General features: G+C 38.3%; 16 protein-coding genes and 2 pseudogenes. 8 read left to right on the top strand and 10 right to left on the bottom strand.

What is annotated here, in order from left to right; all coding sequences use genetic code 11:
- Nucleotides 1-154: 154 nt before the first annotated feature.
- The 5 genes from sigK (at nucleotide 155) to gdh (ending at nucleotide 4,664) form a co-directional block, all read left to right on the top strand.
- Nucleotides 155-883 carry an RNA polymerase sporulation sigma factor SigK gene (sigK, locus tag ACH32G_RS11800; protein ID WP_016938880.1) on the top strand — a complete coding sequence of 243 codons (729 nt, stop codon included), beginning with the start codon at nucleotides 155-157 and terminating at the stop codon, nucleotides 881-883.
- Between the two features lie 534 nt (nucleotides 884-1,417).
- Nucleotides 1,418-1,735 (top strand): winged helix-turn-helix transcriptional regulator, encoded by a 318-nt coding sequence (locus ACH32G_RS11795; RefSeq protein ID WP_016938879.1) that lies wholly within the window; start codon nucleotides 1,418-1,420, stop codon nucleotides 1,733-1,735.
- Between the two features lie 71 nt (nucleotides 1,736-1,806).
- Entirely contained in the window at nucleotides 1,807-2,442 is a 636-nt protein-coding gene (locus ACH32G_RS11790) for an FMN-dependent NADH-azoreductase (RefSeq protein ID WP_016938878.1), read from the top strand.
- A gap of 517 nt (nucleotides 2,443-2,959) precedes the next feature.
- Nucleotides 2,960-3,811, top strand: coding sequence for a RhaT/GlcU family sugar-proton symporter (locus ACH32G_RS11785; RefSeq protein WP_198697913.1), 852 nt, complete (start codon nucleotides 2,960-2,962; stop codon nucleotides 3,809-3,811).
- A gap of 67 nt (nucleotides 3,812-3,878) precedes the next feature.
- On the top strand, nucleotides 3,879-4,664 hold the full coding sequence (gdh, locus tag ACH32G_RS11780) for a glucose 1-dehydrogenase (RefSeq protein WP_016938876.1): 786 nt from the start codon (nucleotides 3,879-3,881) through the stop codon (nucleotides 4,662-4,664).
- A gap of 462 nt (nucleotides 4,665-5,126) precedes the next feature.
- Here the strand turns inward: gdh and ACH32G_RS11775 are convergent, their stop codons facing one another.
- Entirely contained in the window at nucleotides 5,127-5,978 is an 852-nt protein-coding gene (locus tag ACH32G_RS11775) for an aldo/keto reductase (RefSeq protein ID WP_047475582.1), read from the bottom strand.
- A gap of 170 nt (nucleotides 5,979-6,148) precedes the next feature.
- Between ACH32G_RS11775 and ACH32G_RS11770 the strand changes: the two genes are divergently transcribed.
- The gene (locus ACH32G_RS11770; protein WP_016938874.1) at nucleotides 6,149-6,598 is read left to right on the top strand and encodes a MerR family transcriptional regulator; all 450 of its coding nucleotides are present in this window, start codon (nucleotides 6,149-6,151) and stop codon (nucleotides 6,596-6,598) included.
- 190 nt (nucleotides 6,599-6,788) lie between these two features.
- Here the strand turns inward: ACH32G_RS11770 and ACH32G_RS11765 are convergent.
- Both ACH32G_RS11765 and ACH32G_RS11760 read right to left on the bottom strand, forming a co-directional pair.
- A pseudogene (locus tag ACH32G_RS11765) lies at nucleotides 6,789-7,041 on the bottom strand (phage major capsid protein); the annotation flags it as partial.
- Nucleotides 7,042-7,100: 59 nt separating this feature from the next.
- A pseudogene (locus ACH32G_RS11760) lies at nucleotides 7,101-7,467 on the bottom strand (recombinase RecT); the annotation flags it as partial.
- A 102-nt stretch (nucleotides 7,468-7,569) separates the two neighbouring features.
- Between ACH32G_RS11760 and ACH32G_RS11755 the strand changes: the two are divergent.
- Together ACH32G_RS11755 and ACH32G_RS11750 are read left to right on the top strand one after the other, a co-directional pair.
- The gene (locus ACH32G_RS11755) at nucleotides 7,570-8,412 is read left to right on the top strand and encodes a sialate O-acetylesterase (RefSeq protein WP_342007966.1); all 843 of its coding nucleotides are present in this window, start codon (nucleotides 7,570-7,572) and stop codon (nucleotides 8,410-8,412) included.
- On the top strand, nucleotides 8,409-8,936 hold the full coding sequence (locus tag ACH32G_RS11750; protein WP_342008051.1) for a PadR family transcriptional regulator: 528 nt from the start codon (nucleotides 8,409-8,411) through the stop codon (nucleotides 8,934-8,936). Before ACH32G_RS11755 ends, ACH32G_RS11750 begins: the two co-directional genes overlap by 4 nt.
- 439 nt (nucleotides 8,937-9,375) lie before the next feature.
- Here ACH32G_RS11750 and ACH32G_RS11745 read toward each other — a convergent pair whose 3' ends face one another.
- The 7 genes from ACH32G_RS11745 to ACH32G_RS11715 form a co-directional block, all read right to left on the bottom strand.
- Nucleotides 9,376-9,912: an ATP-binding protein gene (locus ACH32G_RS11745; protein WP_448814389.1), complete on the bottom strand. Its 537-nt coding sequence runs from the start codon at nucleotides 9,910-9,912 to the stop codon at nucleotides 9,376-9,378.
- A gap of 164 nt (nucleotides 9,913-10,076) precedes the next feature.
- On the bottom strand, nucleotides 10,077-10,295 hold the full coding sequence (locus ACH32G_RS11740) for a hypothetical protein (protein ID WP_326351314.1): 219 nt from the start codon (nucleotides 10,293-10,295) through the stop codon (nucleotides 10,077-10,079).
- A 98-nt stretch (nucleotides 10,296-10,393) separates the two neighbouring features.
- Entirely contained in the window at nucleotides 10,394-11,770 is a 1,377-nt protein-coding gene (gene tet, locus ACH32G_RS11735) for a Tet(L)/Tet(K)/Tet(45) family tetracycline efflux MFS transporter (RefSeq protein ID WP_448814388.1), read from the bottom strand.
- 33 nt (nucleotides 11,771-11,803) lie between these two features.
- Nucleotides 11,804-11,866, bottom strand: coding sequence for a tetracycline resistance efflux system leader peptide (locus ACH32G_RS11730; RefSeq protein WP_134816631.1), 63 nt, complete (start codon nucleotides 11,864-11,866; stop codon nucleotides 11,804-11,806).
- Nucleotides 11,867-12,288: 422 nt separating this feature from the next.
- A complete protein-coding gene (locus tag ACH32G_RS11725) occupies nucleotides 12,289-12,972 on the bottom strand; it encodes a hypothetical protein (RefSeq protein ID WP_448814387.1) in 684 nt (227 codons plus the stop codon).
- A 550-nt stretch (nucleotides 12,973-13,522) separates the two neighbouring features.
- Nucleotides 13,523-13,996: an SMI1/KNR4 family protein gene (locus ACH32G_RS11720; RefSeq protein WP_448814386.1), complete on the bottom strand. Its 474-nt coding sequence runs from the start codon at nucleotides 13,994-13,996 to the stop codon at nucleotides 13,523-13,525.
- 21 nt (nucleotides 13,997-14,017) lie between these two features.
- Complete coding sequence (locus ACH32G_RS11715) at nucleotides 14,018-15,946, bottom strand: T7SS effector LXG polymorphic toxin (RefSeq protein ID WP_448814385.1); 1,929 nt, start codon at nucleotides 15,944-15,946, stop codon at nucleotides 14,018-14,020.
- Nucleotides 15,947-15,951 lie beyond the last annotated feature (5 nt).

Below are 15,951 nucleotides of genomic sequence, written 5' to 3'. Positions count from 1 at the left end.
TTTTTAACAATATACAGGCTCAATCAGAAAAAATCAAGAGGCTGTAAGAAATAAAACTTGCCTTTGATTAATTTCCCTGTACAGACACAAACAGCCTGACTGCCACATACAGTTACATATAGGCTTTTGCCTACATAACTTTGTGGAGGTGAGGATGGTGACAGGTGTTTTTGCAGCGCTCGGGTTTATTGTGAAAGAACTCGTGTTTTTAGTATCATACGTGAAAAATAATGCCTTTCCACAACCGCTCTCAAATAGTGAGGAGAAAAAATACTTAGACCTTATGGCCGAAGGAGATGAACACGCCCGCAATATGCTGATCGAACATAATCTCCGTTTAGTCGCCCATATTGTAAAAAAATTCGAAAACACGGGAGAAGACGCAGAAGATCTGATCTCCATCGGTACAATCGGGCTGATTAAAGGCATCGAAAGCTATTCAGCCGGAAAAGGCACGAAGCTTGCGACATATGCCGCACGATGTATTGAGAACGAGATTTTAATGCATCTGCGCGCCTTGAAAAAAACGAAAAAAGACGTTTCCCTTCATGATCCGATCGGCCAGGATAAAGAAGGGAATGAAATAAGCCTGATCGATGTGCTCAAGTCGGAAAGCGAAGATGTGATTGACACTATTCAACTCAACATGGAGCTTGAAAAGGTCAAAAAATATATCGACATTTTAGACGACCGCGAAAAAGAAGTGATCGTCGGCCGCTTCGGCCTTGATTTAAAAAAAGAAAAGACGCAGCGCGAGATCGCGAAAGAGCTCGGCATTTCAAGGAGCTATGTATCCCGGATTGAAAAACGGGCGCTGATGAAGATGTTTCATGAGTTTTACCGGGCGGAGAAAGAGAAGCGGAAGAAGTCGAAGGGAAAGTAAGCGAAAAGCCGGATCTGACATCCCGGCTTTTTCTGTTTTATCTTTTTCAATACAGTCAGAATATATGAAAAATCGTTCCTTACATATACTCTATCAACCTGGATCAAAAAGCTGAATATCCCCCTGTTTATTCACCTCCACATGCAGCTTAATATCTCATCAATTATATGTTCATTCAGGTATAACGAACGCGGCATGATCAATACAACATAAGATGCATTTCATTTCCCTCTTAGAGTTAATTTATTTAACCGTCATAAATACTCATTTATACTTAAGTTATTGAATTATTTCCCTTTAATATCCGCACAGTGTTATCAATAAAATATATTTCATTTCACAATTATGATTTGATTATTTTAGAAATTCTGCTGATTCACCTGATACTAAAAGGAACTAAAGTGACAAAAAGTAACTAAAAAAAGAGATATCAACCTTTTTAATTCAAAGTACCCAAATACATTTCCATTATTTTTGTTACAATAAATGCATAAGTTATTTTTCATCCATATTTATTGAAGGAGGACATATAATATGGGCGAGTCGAAAGATTTACAACCTAAAGTAGAAAAAAGCTTCGAGATAATTGGGAAAAAGTGGACAGGATTAATTATTTATGTGCTAATGAGCGGTCCTAAGCGCTTTAGTGAGTTAAGCGAGAGCATGCCTTCCTTAAGCAGAAGGATATTAACGGAACGGATTAAAGAATTAGAAGAACAGGGAATTGTTGTCCGAAATGTAATCCCCGATCGTCCGATACGTTCTGAGTACTCTTTAACTCAAAAAGGAACAGAATTAGGAAAAATATTAGGACCGATTAGTCAATGGGCGGAAAGCTGGGTCAAGGATTGACAGTTCTTTTAGTATCTATGCCAATAAACACAGCGCTGTTTTTCATTATCTAATAAGGAAGGAAGATCTCCATGTCTAATGTTCTCTATATCACAGCACATCCTCTGCCTGAAGATGAATCACTCAGCATGACCGTAGGAAAAGAATTCATTGAAAGCTACAAACAAACACATCCTGAAGATGATGTTGTCCATTTAGATTTATATAAAGCTGATATTCCTTATCTAGACGCAGATGTATTTAATGGTTGGAAAAAACTTCGCTCTCAAGCTTCACTTCAAGATTTATCAGTAGATGAACGGTTAAAAGTCGCCCGTTTAGCTGAATTAGGCGGACAATTTTTATTAGCTGATAAATATATTTTTGTAACACCTATGTGGAATTTTTCCGTTCCGGCCATCATGAAGACCTATATTGATGCAATCGCAGTGTCAGGTAAAACCTTCAAGTATACTAAAGAAGGTTCAAAAGGATTACTAAAAGGAAAAAAAGCTCTCCATATACAATCGCGGGGAGACATCTACTCACATGGTCCTGAAATGGAAAGAGAGATGGGAAACCGATACTTAGAAGCGGTTATGGATTTCTTTGGTATCAAATCGTTTGAAAGTATTATTATTGAAGGGCAAATGAAGTTTCCGGAACAAACTTCTCTAATTAAAGATAAAGCAATGCAGCAAGCCAAAGAGATGGCTAAACAATTTTAATCCAACACATCATAAGGCCTTGAACCTTATCAAGGCCCTTCATTTTTGTTTTATACATCTTCCTATACTGATTCCTCTTTTTCTTTAAACATAAATAGCCCGCATACCTCTGACCTGCTTGATTTATACGACTGTGCCCTCAATAAACACTTTCCCAGCAGATATTAATGTTTCTGCCCCTTGAGTTTCACCTTTCTTTTTTATATGTTAGTTAACAAACCACTCATACCTATGCGATAAACTAACCTAAGTAACCAATAGTAACTTAGGTTAGTTTTTTTCGTTGCGACTGATTTTTTCTTTTGAAATCAGATTTCATATAAATGAACCATTTTTATTATTCCAGACCCGAAACATCAAGAAAGGTCTAATTGAAGAACTAATCAGAAAAAAAGAAATGCAAGATGAAATCATTGACTATTTTAGTTACCTAGGTTACTATTAGTAACGTAAAGTGACGAAACAAAACTAGCCACTTTCAATACATCAAGGGTTTGGGAAAGAAGGTTTGCATCAAATGGATATTTTCTTAGCCATTCTTCCTGCAATATTTTGGGGAAGTATCGTCCTCTTCAATGTCAAGTTAGGCGGAGGACCTTATAGTCAAACACTTGGAACAACGATTGGAGCACTGATCTTTTCAGCTGTTACCTATCTCGTTATCCATCCTGTGTTGACACCTTTTATCTTTATTGTAGGAATCGTTTCTGGGTTGTTTTGGGCTGTTGGACAAAGTAATCAGTTAAAAACCATTGAATATATTGGTGTTTCTAAAACGATGCCGATTTCAACAGGTATGCAGCTCGTATCAACAGCTTTGTTTGGGGTGATTGTTTTTCATGAGTGGTCAACAGTCACTACAGTTCTATTGGGAATACTAGCCCTCATTTTTATCGTGATTGGGATTGTATTAACCTCTCTTGAGAGCAAAAAAAGTAAAGAGCAATCTGGGCAATTTAAAAAGGGCATTATCACACTCATCATATCTACGATTGGATATTTAGTATATGTGGTCGTTGCACGTTTGTTTAACGTTGATGGCTGGGTGGCTTTATTCCCTCAAGCTATCGGTATGTTTATCGGCGGACTCATCCTCACTTATAAACATAAGCCTTTTAATAAATACACAATTCGCAACATTATTCCCGGTCTTATTTGGGCTGCGGGTAATATGTTCTTATTTATTTCCCAACCTAAGGTAGGGGTAGCGACAAGTTTTTCACTATCACAAATGGGAATCGTCGTTTCAACGCTTGGAGGTATCTTCTTACTAGGCGAAAAGAAAACAAAACGTCAGCTTATTTCGATTTCAATAGGCATTGTGCTCATTATTTTGGGCGGCGTGCTGCTGGGAATAGCAAAAAGTTAAAATACATTAAACTAAACAGTAAGAATATCTATTAAAAAATAATCGTTAGAACCAGGAGGAACTTATCATGTATAAAGATTTAAAAGATAAAGTAGTCGTAATTACAGGTGGAGCTACAGGCCTTGGACGTGCAATGGCTGTTCGCTTCGGTCAAGAACAAGCAAAAGTGGTCATTAACTATCGTAATAATGAAAATGAAGCATTAGAAGCTAAAAAAGAAGTGGAAGAAGCAGGCGGACAAGCTATTATTGTACCTGGTGATGTAACAGTAGAAGGAGATGTCATCAACCTTGTACAAACAGCTGTAAAAGAATTCGGCACATTGAATGTAATGATTAACAATGCTGGTGTTGAAAACCCTGTACCGTCTCATGAACTTTCTTTAGACAATTGGAACAAGGTAATCGACACAAACTTAACAGGAGCATTCCTTGGCAGCCGTGAAGCGATCAAATACTTTGTAGAAAATGATATTAAAGGAAATGTCATTAACATGTCCAGTGTACATGAAATGATTCCTTGGCCGCTATTTGTTCACTATGCAGCTAGTAAAGGCGGCATGAAGCTAATGACAGAAACATTGGCACTTGAATATGCACCAAAAGGAATTCGCGTGAACAATATTGGACCAGGAGCAATGAACACACCAATCAATGCTGAAAAATTTGCAGATCCGGTACAACGTGCAGATGTTGAAAGCATGATTCCAATGGGTTACATCGGTAAACCGGAAGAAGTAGCCTCTGTAGCAGCATTCTTAGCATCTTCTGAAGCAAGTTATGTAACGGGTATTACACTCTTTGCAGATGGCGGTATGACGAAATACCCTTCTTTCCAAGCTGGAAGAGGTTAATAAGAATAAGGCTTTAGAGAAATAAAAAATAGAAGTCTGCGGACACTGAACTTATAGCACTGGTGCTGTTGGTTTGGTGTCCTTTTTTATATACTTTCAAAGCAGCTGATTACGTTTTTTTCAGTTATTTCATACGATCATAAATCCCCTTCGTCAAGAAAGCTGGTTTAACTAGTATTCTAGATAGATTTTACGCTGATTGTATTGAACAAATAGGTTCATTTTATCCACTTGTGTGTTTTTTTATATTTGGCCAGAAAAAGGGCACTGTTTTCAGTCCGTCCAAGTAAAAAAGGAAGGGTCCTTCCCTTCCTTTAGCCCTAACTTGATCTCCTTCAATTTTAAAACCAACATTTAAAGCTGGATCGCGCTTTATTGACAGAATTTTCGCAACACACTTAGTACAATTCTGCTATTATGATAGCAAATAAATAGATGATCAATTTACGGTTCAATCAAAAGCTACAGATCGAATTTCATGGCGCCTATCGATTTTACAATTTTCGGATCTTGGTGCGATCCGAAAAGACTTTCTCCTTTATCAAGGGCGGAAATTTTTTCGATATCCTCTAAGCTCAACTCAAAATCGAAAATGTCAAAGTTTTCGACAATCCGTTCTTTGCGGACCGATTTTGGAATCGTAACGACTTCACGCTGAACAAGCCAACGCAGCACGACCTGGGCGACGGATTTATTGTGTTTTTCCGCAATGGAAGTCAACACTTCGTTGCTGAACATGTTATTGCGTCCTTCAGCGAACGGTGCCCACGACTCGTGTTGTACTCCCTGCTCTTTCATAAAAGCAGCACTTTCTTTTTGCTGATAGAATGGATGTGTTTCGACTTGATTGACGGCTGGCACGACTTCATTATGCATGATGAGATCCATAAGACGGTCGGGATAGAAGTTGCTGACTCCGATTGCTCTGATTTTTCCTTCGCGGTACAGGTCCTCCATCGCACGCCAAGCGCCGTAGTAATCGCCGTATGGTTGGTGAATAAGGTATAAATCAAGATAATCCAGCTGCAGCTTACTCAATGATTTGGAAAAGGCTATCTTGGCGCTTTCATAGCCGGCATCCTGAATCCAGAGCTTGGTCGTAATGAATAGCTCCTCACGCGGTACGCCGCTCCGCTTAATTGCACGTCCAACCGCTTCCTCGTTTAGGTAACCGGAAGCGGTGTCAATCAGGCGGTAACCGGCCATCAGCGCTTCATATACTGCGTTTTCACATTCTTGAGCATCGGGGACTTGGTACACACCGAAGCCGATAATTGGCATTTTCACTCCATTGTTTAATGTTACGGTTTGCATTGTAATTCCTCCTATTGTTCAAATGTAGAACGACAAACGGCACGCATCCCGAAAATCGGGCACTGCAGAATGAATTCCGCTGCGGCTGGTTTGCGTTATAATAAGCTTATTATCTTCGTGTAACACGAAGGCAAGCACTTTTTAAAAAATTTTTTAAAGGAGGATTACACATGCATACAGTCAAAGAAGCAGCGATGATAACCGGACTCACCGAGCATGCGGTGCGCTTTTACACGGATAAAGGCCTTGTGCCGAGCGTACGACGCAATAAAAACAATATTCGTTTGTTCGACGAAGAATCAATCAACTGGCTGTTTGGCGTCAAATGCCTCAGGCAATCCGGGATGCCGATTGAAGACATTAAAACGTACGTGAATCTCTGTCTTGAAGGAGATTCGACCATTCCACAACGGTACACACTCATGATGGAGCATAAAGAAGATGCGCTCGCCCAGCTCGAAGAAGCCAAACAGCACATTGCCCATTTGGAACAAAAAACCGCCCTATATCAGGCCATTATGGAGCACCGCTCTTTTGATACAACCAATCCCGCCAACTGGGAAAAAATACAGCATATGCATAGTGACGTATTTTACTCGCCAGATGCACGGAAGGTGTGAGAGATCTTGGTGAGCACATCAATGGCTCTTAAACTCCTAAATTGGAATCCATATTGAGTATGCTAAGTTTGATGACATATTATGAGGGATTAAATTTGTTTATACGGCTATAGAGCTGCAAGTTCTTAAATTTTTCTTAAGGTTACTTTCTATTAATTAGAAATTGATAGAAGTCGCATAAAGATGCGACTTCTTGTTCGATGTTGTTTTCAAGTGTGTCATAGGTAATGTTAAACTTCAGCAATTACTTCTTTTCTGCTTAAGTTAACTGTGCTAGTTGATGGAACAGATTTTTGATCCTTAGTCAGCGCAACTCCCTCTTGGGCTGCTCTTAAAATACGCTGACCAAAACCGATCTTCTCGATTTTCTGTGTGTCATGATCCATTTGGATAACTCGCGCATCTCATAAAATCGTTTGCGTATCTTGAACCATTCGAATAAATCATTAATAACTAACTGCTTTTTAGAAAGAATCCCCCACTTGCTCAAAACTGCTTTTCATACAGTCTTAAGAGCCATCGCATCCCAGTCATTTTTGCATCCAACATCAGACTTACTGAATTTCTTTTTGTGCTTTTCTGCTTGTGACTTTGTCCAGTACACTGTTTTTCGGAAGCCATTTATCAACTCAAAATAAGCTGCATAACCAATTACCGCATCTGATTCTCGTTTTTCAAAATCAATCTCTATCTCCTCGGTCAGCGGATTCCACTTCTGCAATTCGCCTTCATGAATCGGTATGCAATTGATGGACGTTGCAAAGCAAGCTGTATGTACCCTTTGTATCCAAGCTGGAATTGATCCTTTCCAGGCATAACCCTAAGTTTTCATGTATAGGCAGGTTGAGTGTAGCTGCCACAGGAGCGCTTATCATACATACTAATAAAACCTTGTTAAAACTTTACAAGACAAACTGAATTGACTATAGTCTAATTAGACCAAATATTGATGTAAAGAAGTGAAAAATAAGATGATAAAGTCTTTTTTGATGTTGGGGCAGTCGAATATGGCGGGCCGTGGATTTTTGAATGAAGTAGATCCTATCTATAATGAAAAAATAAAAATGCTGCGCAATGGACAGTGGCAGATGATGACAGAGCCGATTAATTGCGACCGCCCGGTTTCCGGCGTTGGCCTGGCGGCATCTTTTGCAGATGCATGGTCGAAAGCTCATCCCGATGAAGAAATTGGCTTGATCCCTTGTGCGGAAGGCGGCAGTTCATTGAATGACTGGCATCCGGAAGGCATCCTTTTTCAGCATGCTTTGTCCGAAGCCCGCTTCGCCCTCCGATCCAGTCAAATTTGCGGAATCCTTTGGCACCAAGGTGAGAGTGACAGTTATCGTTCGCTGCATGAAACTTATTACGAGAAATTAACCCTTATCATCGAGACGCTAAGAAGCGAGTTGAAACTTGATGAGGTACCGTTGATGATTGGAGGGCTTGGTGACTTTCTTGGGAAGACCGGTTTTGGACAGCATGCGACCGAATTTCGACAGGTTAATGAACAATTGCTGCGTTTCGCTAATGAACAACCGAATTGTTATTTTGTTACTGCAACAGGTTTGACTGCGAATCCTGATGGCATTCATTTAGACGCAGCTTCACAACGCAAATTCGGTTACCGCTATTTCGAGGCTTTTTCGAAAAATTGCCCTATCCTGAAACCTATTTCGGGAGAGGAGCAATCACTGAGAGTGAAGGGTGGCTATTCTAAAACAGAACAGATTTACCTTCATAGTATGGATTTGGCTTCGGGCAAAATCACGTACGCGGAATTTGAGGCGCGGATGGCGAAGGTGATGAAACCATAATTCCCTTACTTATCCTTGGCTTGCTCATCCAAAACCCCGGCGCTCATGGCTATGAACTTCTGTCCTTAATGGAAAAACGTCATTACAAATACATTGTTAACTTCACAAAAGGTTCATTTTATTACAATCTGCAGCAACTTGAAGAAAAGTGTTTTATCGAACAGATTCATCAGAAACCCTCAACCAGCGGGCGTGAAATCCGTAACTTTAACGTCACAGAATCGGGAAGGGCAGAATTCGAGAAATTAATGATCAAATACGGTACCAAATCGGAATATGTGAACCTGCAATTTTATGGGGCGTTACTCTTTGCCGATGAATTCGACAAAAATAAATTACTGGATCTGATCCAATCACAAATCAATCAGACTAAAACTCGAATCGAGCTCCTTGATGAATACCTGTCCATCACTCAAGAAATTCCCGGCACAATCAATTACTTTCGCCGTATGAACGAAAATTCCCGTTCACATCACTTGGTTAATTTAGAATGGTTCGAAAAATTGAAAGCAGAAATAGAATGAACGATTGCATAATAAAAAAATGCAATGTTAAATATATAAGAAGATGAGTTACCTACATATAAAACCTGTGTCGCAGATATCTCGTAACATCATTGACACAGGTTTTATACTCCTTCTTTAATTAAACCAGTAATAGGGTTGTCAACACTTGCCCCCCAACAAGAGCAAGTGAATCTGCTGCGTGTTCTTCTTTATCAATCCTTCGTATTAATTACCACTTTTTACACCTTTTTAGTATTCAAGTAAGTCAGCTGATTTTTCTCCTTCTTCCGCTAAACTGATGCTTCAGTCGAGTGATCTCCCTTAAGGAAGAATCACTTCCTCTAATTGAACAAGCAGTGAAGGTGAACATCGTTCTCAACATAAACTAAAATTTTTTATATACCTCTGCGAAAGCTACTTTCAATTGAATTTCTCTTATGCAGTTATCTCCGTTAGTTTAATTAGAATTCAGATAATCCAAGACACGGTCAACTCTTTCATTGACTGAGTAATCTCCTTCAATTTTTAACACTGGACAAGATAAATCTGCCATCCAATGTTCGTGTAAAGCTTTACTTCTAACTTCCATTCCAGCATTATCATATAAAGATGCCCACTCTAAAAATGTTTTTGATTCTTCATATTTACTGCCGCCGGCTAACACTTCTTTTCCATAACGCTGAAATTCCCTATGCCTTAATCTTTCAAGCCGGATATCTTGCGGAATCCATAAGTAGATGACAAGGTCAAAATCACTTTTTAGATCATCGCCCCAGCGGCACACTGCGCCGGAAAGAATCCATTTCTCATTTATTGTTAAGTCTTTTTCAAGCAGCTTTCTTCTTTCAGGAATTTCTCTTTTTTCAGTGAATTTATCTTTCCAATAGTAATCATCAGTATCAAGATGCGTATGAGGCAAATGCTTTGATAATGCAGCACCCAATGTTGAAGTGCCGACTCCAGAGGCTCCCAGTATGTGAATATTTTTTTTCATTGATCCATCTCCTTATTAAGCAACAATACTCCCTGTCCGCTGCATAAGGTTCTTACTATCATTTTAACATAAATCCCCAAAAATCTTTGCTTTTCTAAGGGAATCCAGATTCGTGTTAAAACCATACTGCTTACGAACTTCATGGTCATTTTCAAACAGAATGATTAACTTTCTCTCCGGCCTATTTTAATATCCTCATACACTTTTTCAAAAGTCTCGATTGGCAGCGAAAACTTAGTTGTTTTCTCGTTACGCTCATTGACCACGATCTCAATTTGATTACCTTTTTGTTCAAACTCAATAAGTGCATTCTCCCATTTATCTCTGATTGAAATGATACAATTTCCATTTTTCTTTTCCTTTTTCTTATAAATGTAATTCACCTTAACTCTCCTTTCATTGATCGACAAAAGGTTTCGGAATAAGGAAGCTCCTCAAAAAAAGGATCAAAACTTTTATCAAGTTTGATCCTTTTCCCTTTTTAGTCATTTCTCCGCGAACGTTTATAGACATTCAGGGTTACCAGCCAGCTCATAATGATGATTCCTGCAAATAGGATCAGCATATTACTGTACAAATAAGCAGAATGATCAGCGTTAACAGGCAGCAGCCTTTGATCCAGCAAGCGGATCGATAATAAACCGCCTGCAATCGCAATGCCCGTTCCCTCTGATAAAAAGCTCGTAAAATTAAGCAGACTCATTCCGGCCCCGGCTTCCTTTTGTTTTAAACTGCCAGACACAATTGTAGATATAACCGTTTTTGTGAAGGAGAGCCCCCCAAAAACAAAAACGATTATAACGGTCATGAGCCAAGGTGTCGCATCTATAAAAAAGGCAGCGATTAAAAAGCTGGAAGACATCAATACAATCCCGATGGTGAGCACATATAAAGAACCTTTCCGATCAACAAGCAATCCTCCAATGTAACCGAAGATGATGACGCTCATCGTCCCGGGGAACATAATCCCGCTTCCAATTGCCGCAGTACTTAAATGGTGAACATCTTTCATCATATAAGGAACCATAGACACAAATCCTGCAGCAGTGCCGAATATCAGGCCTCCGCAAAAGACGCCCATCATAAACAAGACATTTTTCCCCAGTGCAGAGTCAACAAAGGGATCTTGAGTTTTCCTAATATGTTTCACAAATATCAGGAAAGCTAGAATACTGATGGTCAGAAAAGACATTCTATATGACGTTGTAAACAGCAGAAAAAATACGATGCCTGCAGACATTAATATAATCCCCGCCATATCAAAGCGTCCGCTGATTCTTTCTTCCTTTTCAAGCAGTTTTATCAGGAATGGAACAGTGATAACTGTTGCTGTTGGAATAAGCAGCAAATATGACCAGTGAATATAATGAGCGATCATTCCGCCAATAGCCGGTCCGACACCTTCCCCCATTGCCACCAGCGACCCGATCAGACCAAATGCTTTACCCCTGTTTTCTTTCGGAATATAGCGTACGACTGCAACCATTACAAGTGCCGGGAATGCGGCAGCACCAGCCCCTTGAATAAATCGGGCCAGAATGAGTAAAGGAAAGAAAGAGTGTCCGACAAATCCAATGATTGATCCGAAGCCATTGACCATAATCCCAAACAGGAGCAGCTTTTTGATGCCCAGTTGATCTGATAACTTCCCATACAGAGCAGTTCCGATGGAAAAGGTGAGCATAAAGGCCGTGTTCACCCAGTTTGCACTCGCTGGCAGTTTATGAAAGTCGTTGGCGATATCAGGTAACGAGACGTTCAAAACCATTTCATTTAATACGCTGAAAAATGACAGAACACAAAGCCAAATGAACACTTGGTTGTGCCGTAAAGTTGATTGTGAATAAGGTGTATTCACAATTTCCCCTCCATTAATGAGGGCAGACGCAGTTTATAGGGCCATTGATACGCTTCCCTCTTTTAATTGTACCCTGTTCATTTTTTTGCACTTCATACTTAACTCCCCCTGCATAGATTGATATATCTTATTATATACAGATTAAGGTATATAACAATATGGCTCGTGTGCGAAAAAAGAAAAATCCTCAATGCGATTTTGAATACATTAGAACATACACCCGCTATATGAGGAAGATGATGAAACATCAAATACTGTTATATTTTTATATTAAAACACCTTAAAACACCTCAAAACACTATTCACCCTTACTCTGACAAGGGTAAAGGCACTTGTTACACACGATACTGCATCCGTTCAGGATTTGTAATATTCTTTAGGTTATTGTTATACGCTAATAATTATATCATCATAGTTCAAAACCCAATCACTTTAATAAAGTTAACCAAAAGCTCTCAATAAATGATTTTTTCTTCTGATTTAAAAAGGCGCCTTTATTAATGATCGTGAATGTTCACTCACAACTCTTCACTAATTCCCAAAATCACTTCAACTTCTTTAATATGATCTAATTCATAGAACATAAAAAACTCAGCTTCTATTCGATTTGGACATTTCATTAAAATCTCTAAACGGTCAGAAAAATGAACACAAGAGATTATTCTCCAATTCATAGCTCTCATCTTCCGCAATTGCTTATAATCCTCTTGAAATTTTTCCTCTCGTTTTAATTTCTTTTCGTATATTTCATCTATTAAATTAAAGTTTTTATTTGTGTTGGAAACATTAATTCTTCTTATGAAAAGAGCAATAAAAACACATAACAAAATACCTAAAGCAATATAAACATAAGTATCAATTATATGTTCAGAAATATTATCGAAATCCTTTTGCAACTCATTGGAATTCTCTAGTGGTTTAAAATCATTAATATTGTATTTTTTGGAAAGTGAACCTAATCCATAGTTAAAATATGAATTAAAATAAGAGTTCAAAAATAAAAATACTGGCACAATCGTTATTGTAATAATTGAAGCTTTTGTGGAAAAGTTGGCAGCTCTTTCGTATTTATCTTTGGCATAAAGTCGAAGATCTGCAACTTGACTAAGATTTAATTTTTCAATTTCCTTTCTAAGGTTGGAAACATTCGTTGCTAATTTCAACTTAACTTTTGGATCTTCCAAATGTCTAATAATATGCATATAACCTCCTTGACTGAATAAATTTACTTCAACAATACAAGTGAACTCCGAACGAGTAATTCAAAAGTTCAAAAAACATCGTTTCAACTCTATCTTACTATGGCATCTAACCCCTATAATCAGTGAAGAGGTAAGTTTTATATCTCATGTTCGTTGTACATCTGATGAATAATCTTGAGTATATCGTCAGCAGCTTCCATTATAATTTGCTGTACGAGATAATTTTACTACCTCCACTTCCTTCTTCAATTGCTATTTGAATTAAGCCCTCAAACTCTGGAAAGTCGCCTTCAATTGGATAGGATTTAATTACAACCAAATAATTGTCTCCTCTCTATTAAAGCCTACACTGTTAACTTTCAATTAATCCTTTCAAAAATTATTTCCAATTTCTAATCACCAAATTTTCAGAATATATACCATTTGAATTATTCTGCATTTTTATCTGTTTCCCCCTTTTTTGATCTGCACTATAAAAGCAGTTCTTCCAGATAAAGATTTCACCTTAATTAAAAAAGACGAGGATTTCTCCCCGCCTGAATTGCAATCTTTATTCGCCTAACATTTCGAGAAATTCAGCAAAATTATTTGCCACCGGATAAGTTACAGGAGCAAACTCTCCTGATTCTTCATGACTCCATACACACACTGCAGGTTCGTTCCTATTTGATCTATAATCCAAACAAATAAAATCACCTGCAAAGAGAACGGCGATTGGCAAAATCTCAACTCCAATTAAATCCTCATCTTCAATTATTCTCTCATCTAACTGTGACATGGTAGCCCCTATATCATACCACTCGAGTTCATTTTCCCCAGTGACTTTTAAAATACATAGAAACCTATCAATAGCATAGTTATGCCCATTACATAAAAATTGGCTTTCTAAAGGTATTCCTCCACTATTTTGTTTAATAAAGGTTTTATAACTTTGAGGTAAGGTTATTCTCCATTTTCTTTCTTTTTCATCCAGCAGCTCGTCTGTTGGAAGTGGATTTATAATTGAATTTTCCTTCATATCCATAAGTCGTTACCTCCAAAATTTTTATCGTGGTGCATCCGCCCACATCCCTTTCGTTCTGCCTCCATTATGTATTGTAACATTATGAATGCCAAACGGGACTAACTCCATTATCCCAGGGAATTCTGTGTGATGCCAAGTCATGCCATCTCTGTGACCACCAATTGCCTTATCTAAATAATCAAATTGCACCTTATCAGAAGCATGCCACAATTCTTTTGGCAACGGAATTGTCTTTTCTACAACTCCAGCACCTTTGAAATCAGCAAACCCAAATGGCATCCTCTCTACTTTTGTTACTTTTATATTTGGGATTAACTGATTTGTAAGTGCTTTTTCTTTTATCAATTTCCTCTGCTTTCCTGTTAAATTTTCTCCACCTAAGATTGTATCATCCCAAGACCATGGTTTATTAGAGTTTACTGTTTCTTTATATAATTGTGCATAGTCGTCTACTACATCATCAAAATGTTTATTTCCACTAATAAACTCTTCAATATTTTTTGTTTCTGCTTTTTTAGCTAAGTCAGCTTTTTTAAGTCTTTGCGCGGGCTTTTTAGTAACTTTTACACCAGTATTAGCACTTTTAGCCATCATCATCAATTTGTCTTTTAAACCTAAGCCGTCAACCGCATTATAAGGGACCTTTCCTATTCCTGCACCTGCTAACTGATGTTTTGAGGCATAAGGAAGCCACTCTGCTAAAGATATGCCTTTAACAGTTTGTCCGGTCTTGGTCACACTAGTTTTTACTGCTACCTTTGTAGTCGCTACTCCTGTTTTGGTTATTGATCCAGCACCTTTTGTTCCAAATATTGAAGTTACAACAGTTCCTACAGCATAAGAAACCCAATGTGCTCTAGAATATGAATCTCCGTTTACCATATCTCGCTCATACGAGTCGGATATGGATTTTGCAATCATATTGTATGTATCAACAGGATGAATGACGGCCGTTACAACAGCTTCAACCGTACCTGCTGGATTGACCACCAAAGCGTAGATGCCAGTAACAAAATCCTTCCCTACATCGTAAAGCCCACCCCCTACTCCTTTTGTAACGTTCCAGACCTGATTTCCTAATTCCTGTTGTGACTTTGCTTGAAGTAGTTGTCCATAGTAAAGTTTTTGATCAGACGTCAGGTTTTCATAACCGACTTCAGTTGCAATGTCGATATAATCATCCATTGATAAATCCCCTGGCTTGTCCAATTTAGCCTTTAACTCTGTGATTCTAAGTTTCTCTGCTTCTTCCTTTTTAATGCGTAAATATGTTTTCACTTCTGCATCAATATGTTTATGTGCTTTATATACTTCTGATTCATGAAACTTATTCGCATCATAATACATTGGCAATGCTGATTTTCCTTTACCTGTACCAGCCATCAATGCAGAATAAAAAGATTTGATATGTTGCTCAATAGGTTCAGATCTGGCATATTCCGACACTAGTTCATGATCCAATTTATAAACAGCGTCTATTGTTTCTCTTCGGACTTTGTCAGCATCATTAAGTTGATCATTAACTGGCTCACTTGAAAACGGTGTTAAATGAATAATGTCGCTAATACCAGCAAATATTCCGGAAAGCTCCCGCTGTTGTTCGTCAATAATACTACGACTGTTTTTGATTCCCTGTTCTAATTGATTTTCGACAAAATGTTCATCAACAAATGTACCACCGGCAAGCCCCATATCTTCCAGCTTTCCTTCGATACTATTGAAAAAGACGATCTGCATCTCAGTGAAGTTCATATATGTTTCGGTGTACAATGCTAAATCGTTAAAAAAAGCTTTAATGTTATCTGCGCCCCGACCAGTGAAATCATCACCCAGATTAGACACATCTTCTAATGATTTCTTTAAATCGGATAGTTCTTCACGAAGTTGTTGATATTCTTTGGAGCGTTGTTGTGAGGATGTAATAAGCGATTGTGCATCAAGGATTTTCATAAAAA

The sequence above is a fragment of the Bacillus sp. CIS52 genome, assembly GCF_053545315.1.
Note: the sequence above shows the minus strand (reverse complement) of the source record. Positions and strands in the feature narration are given on the sequence as shown.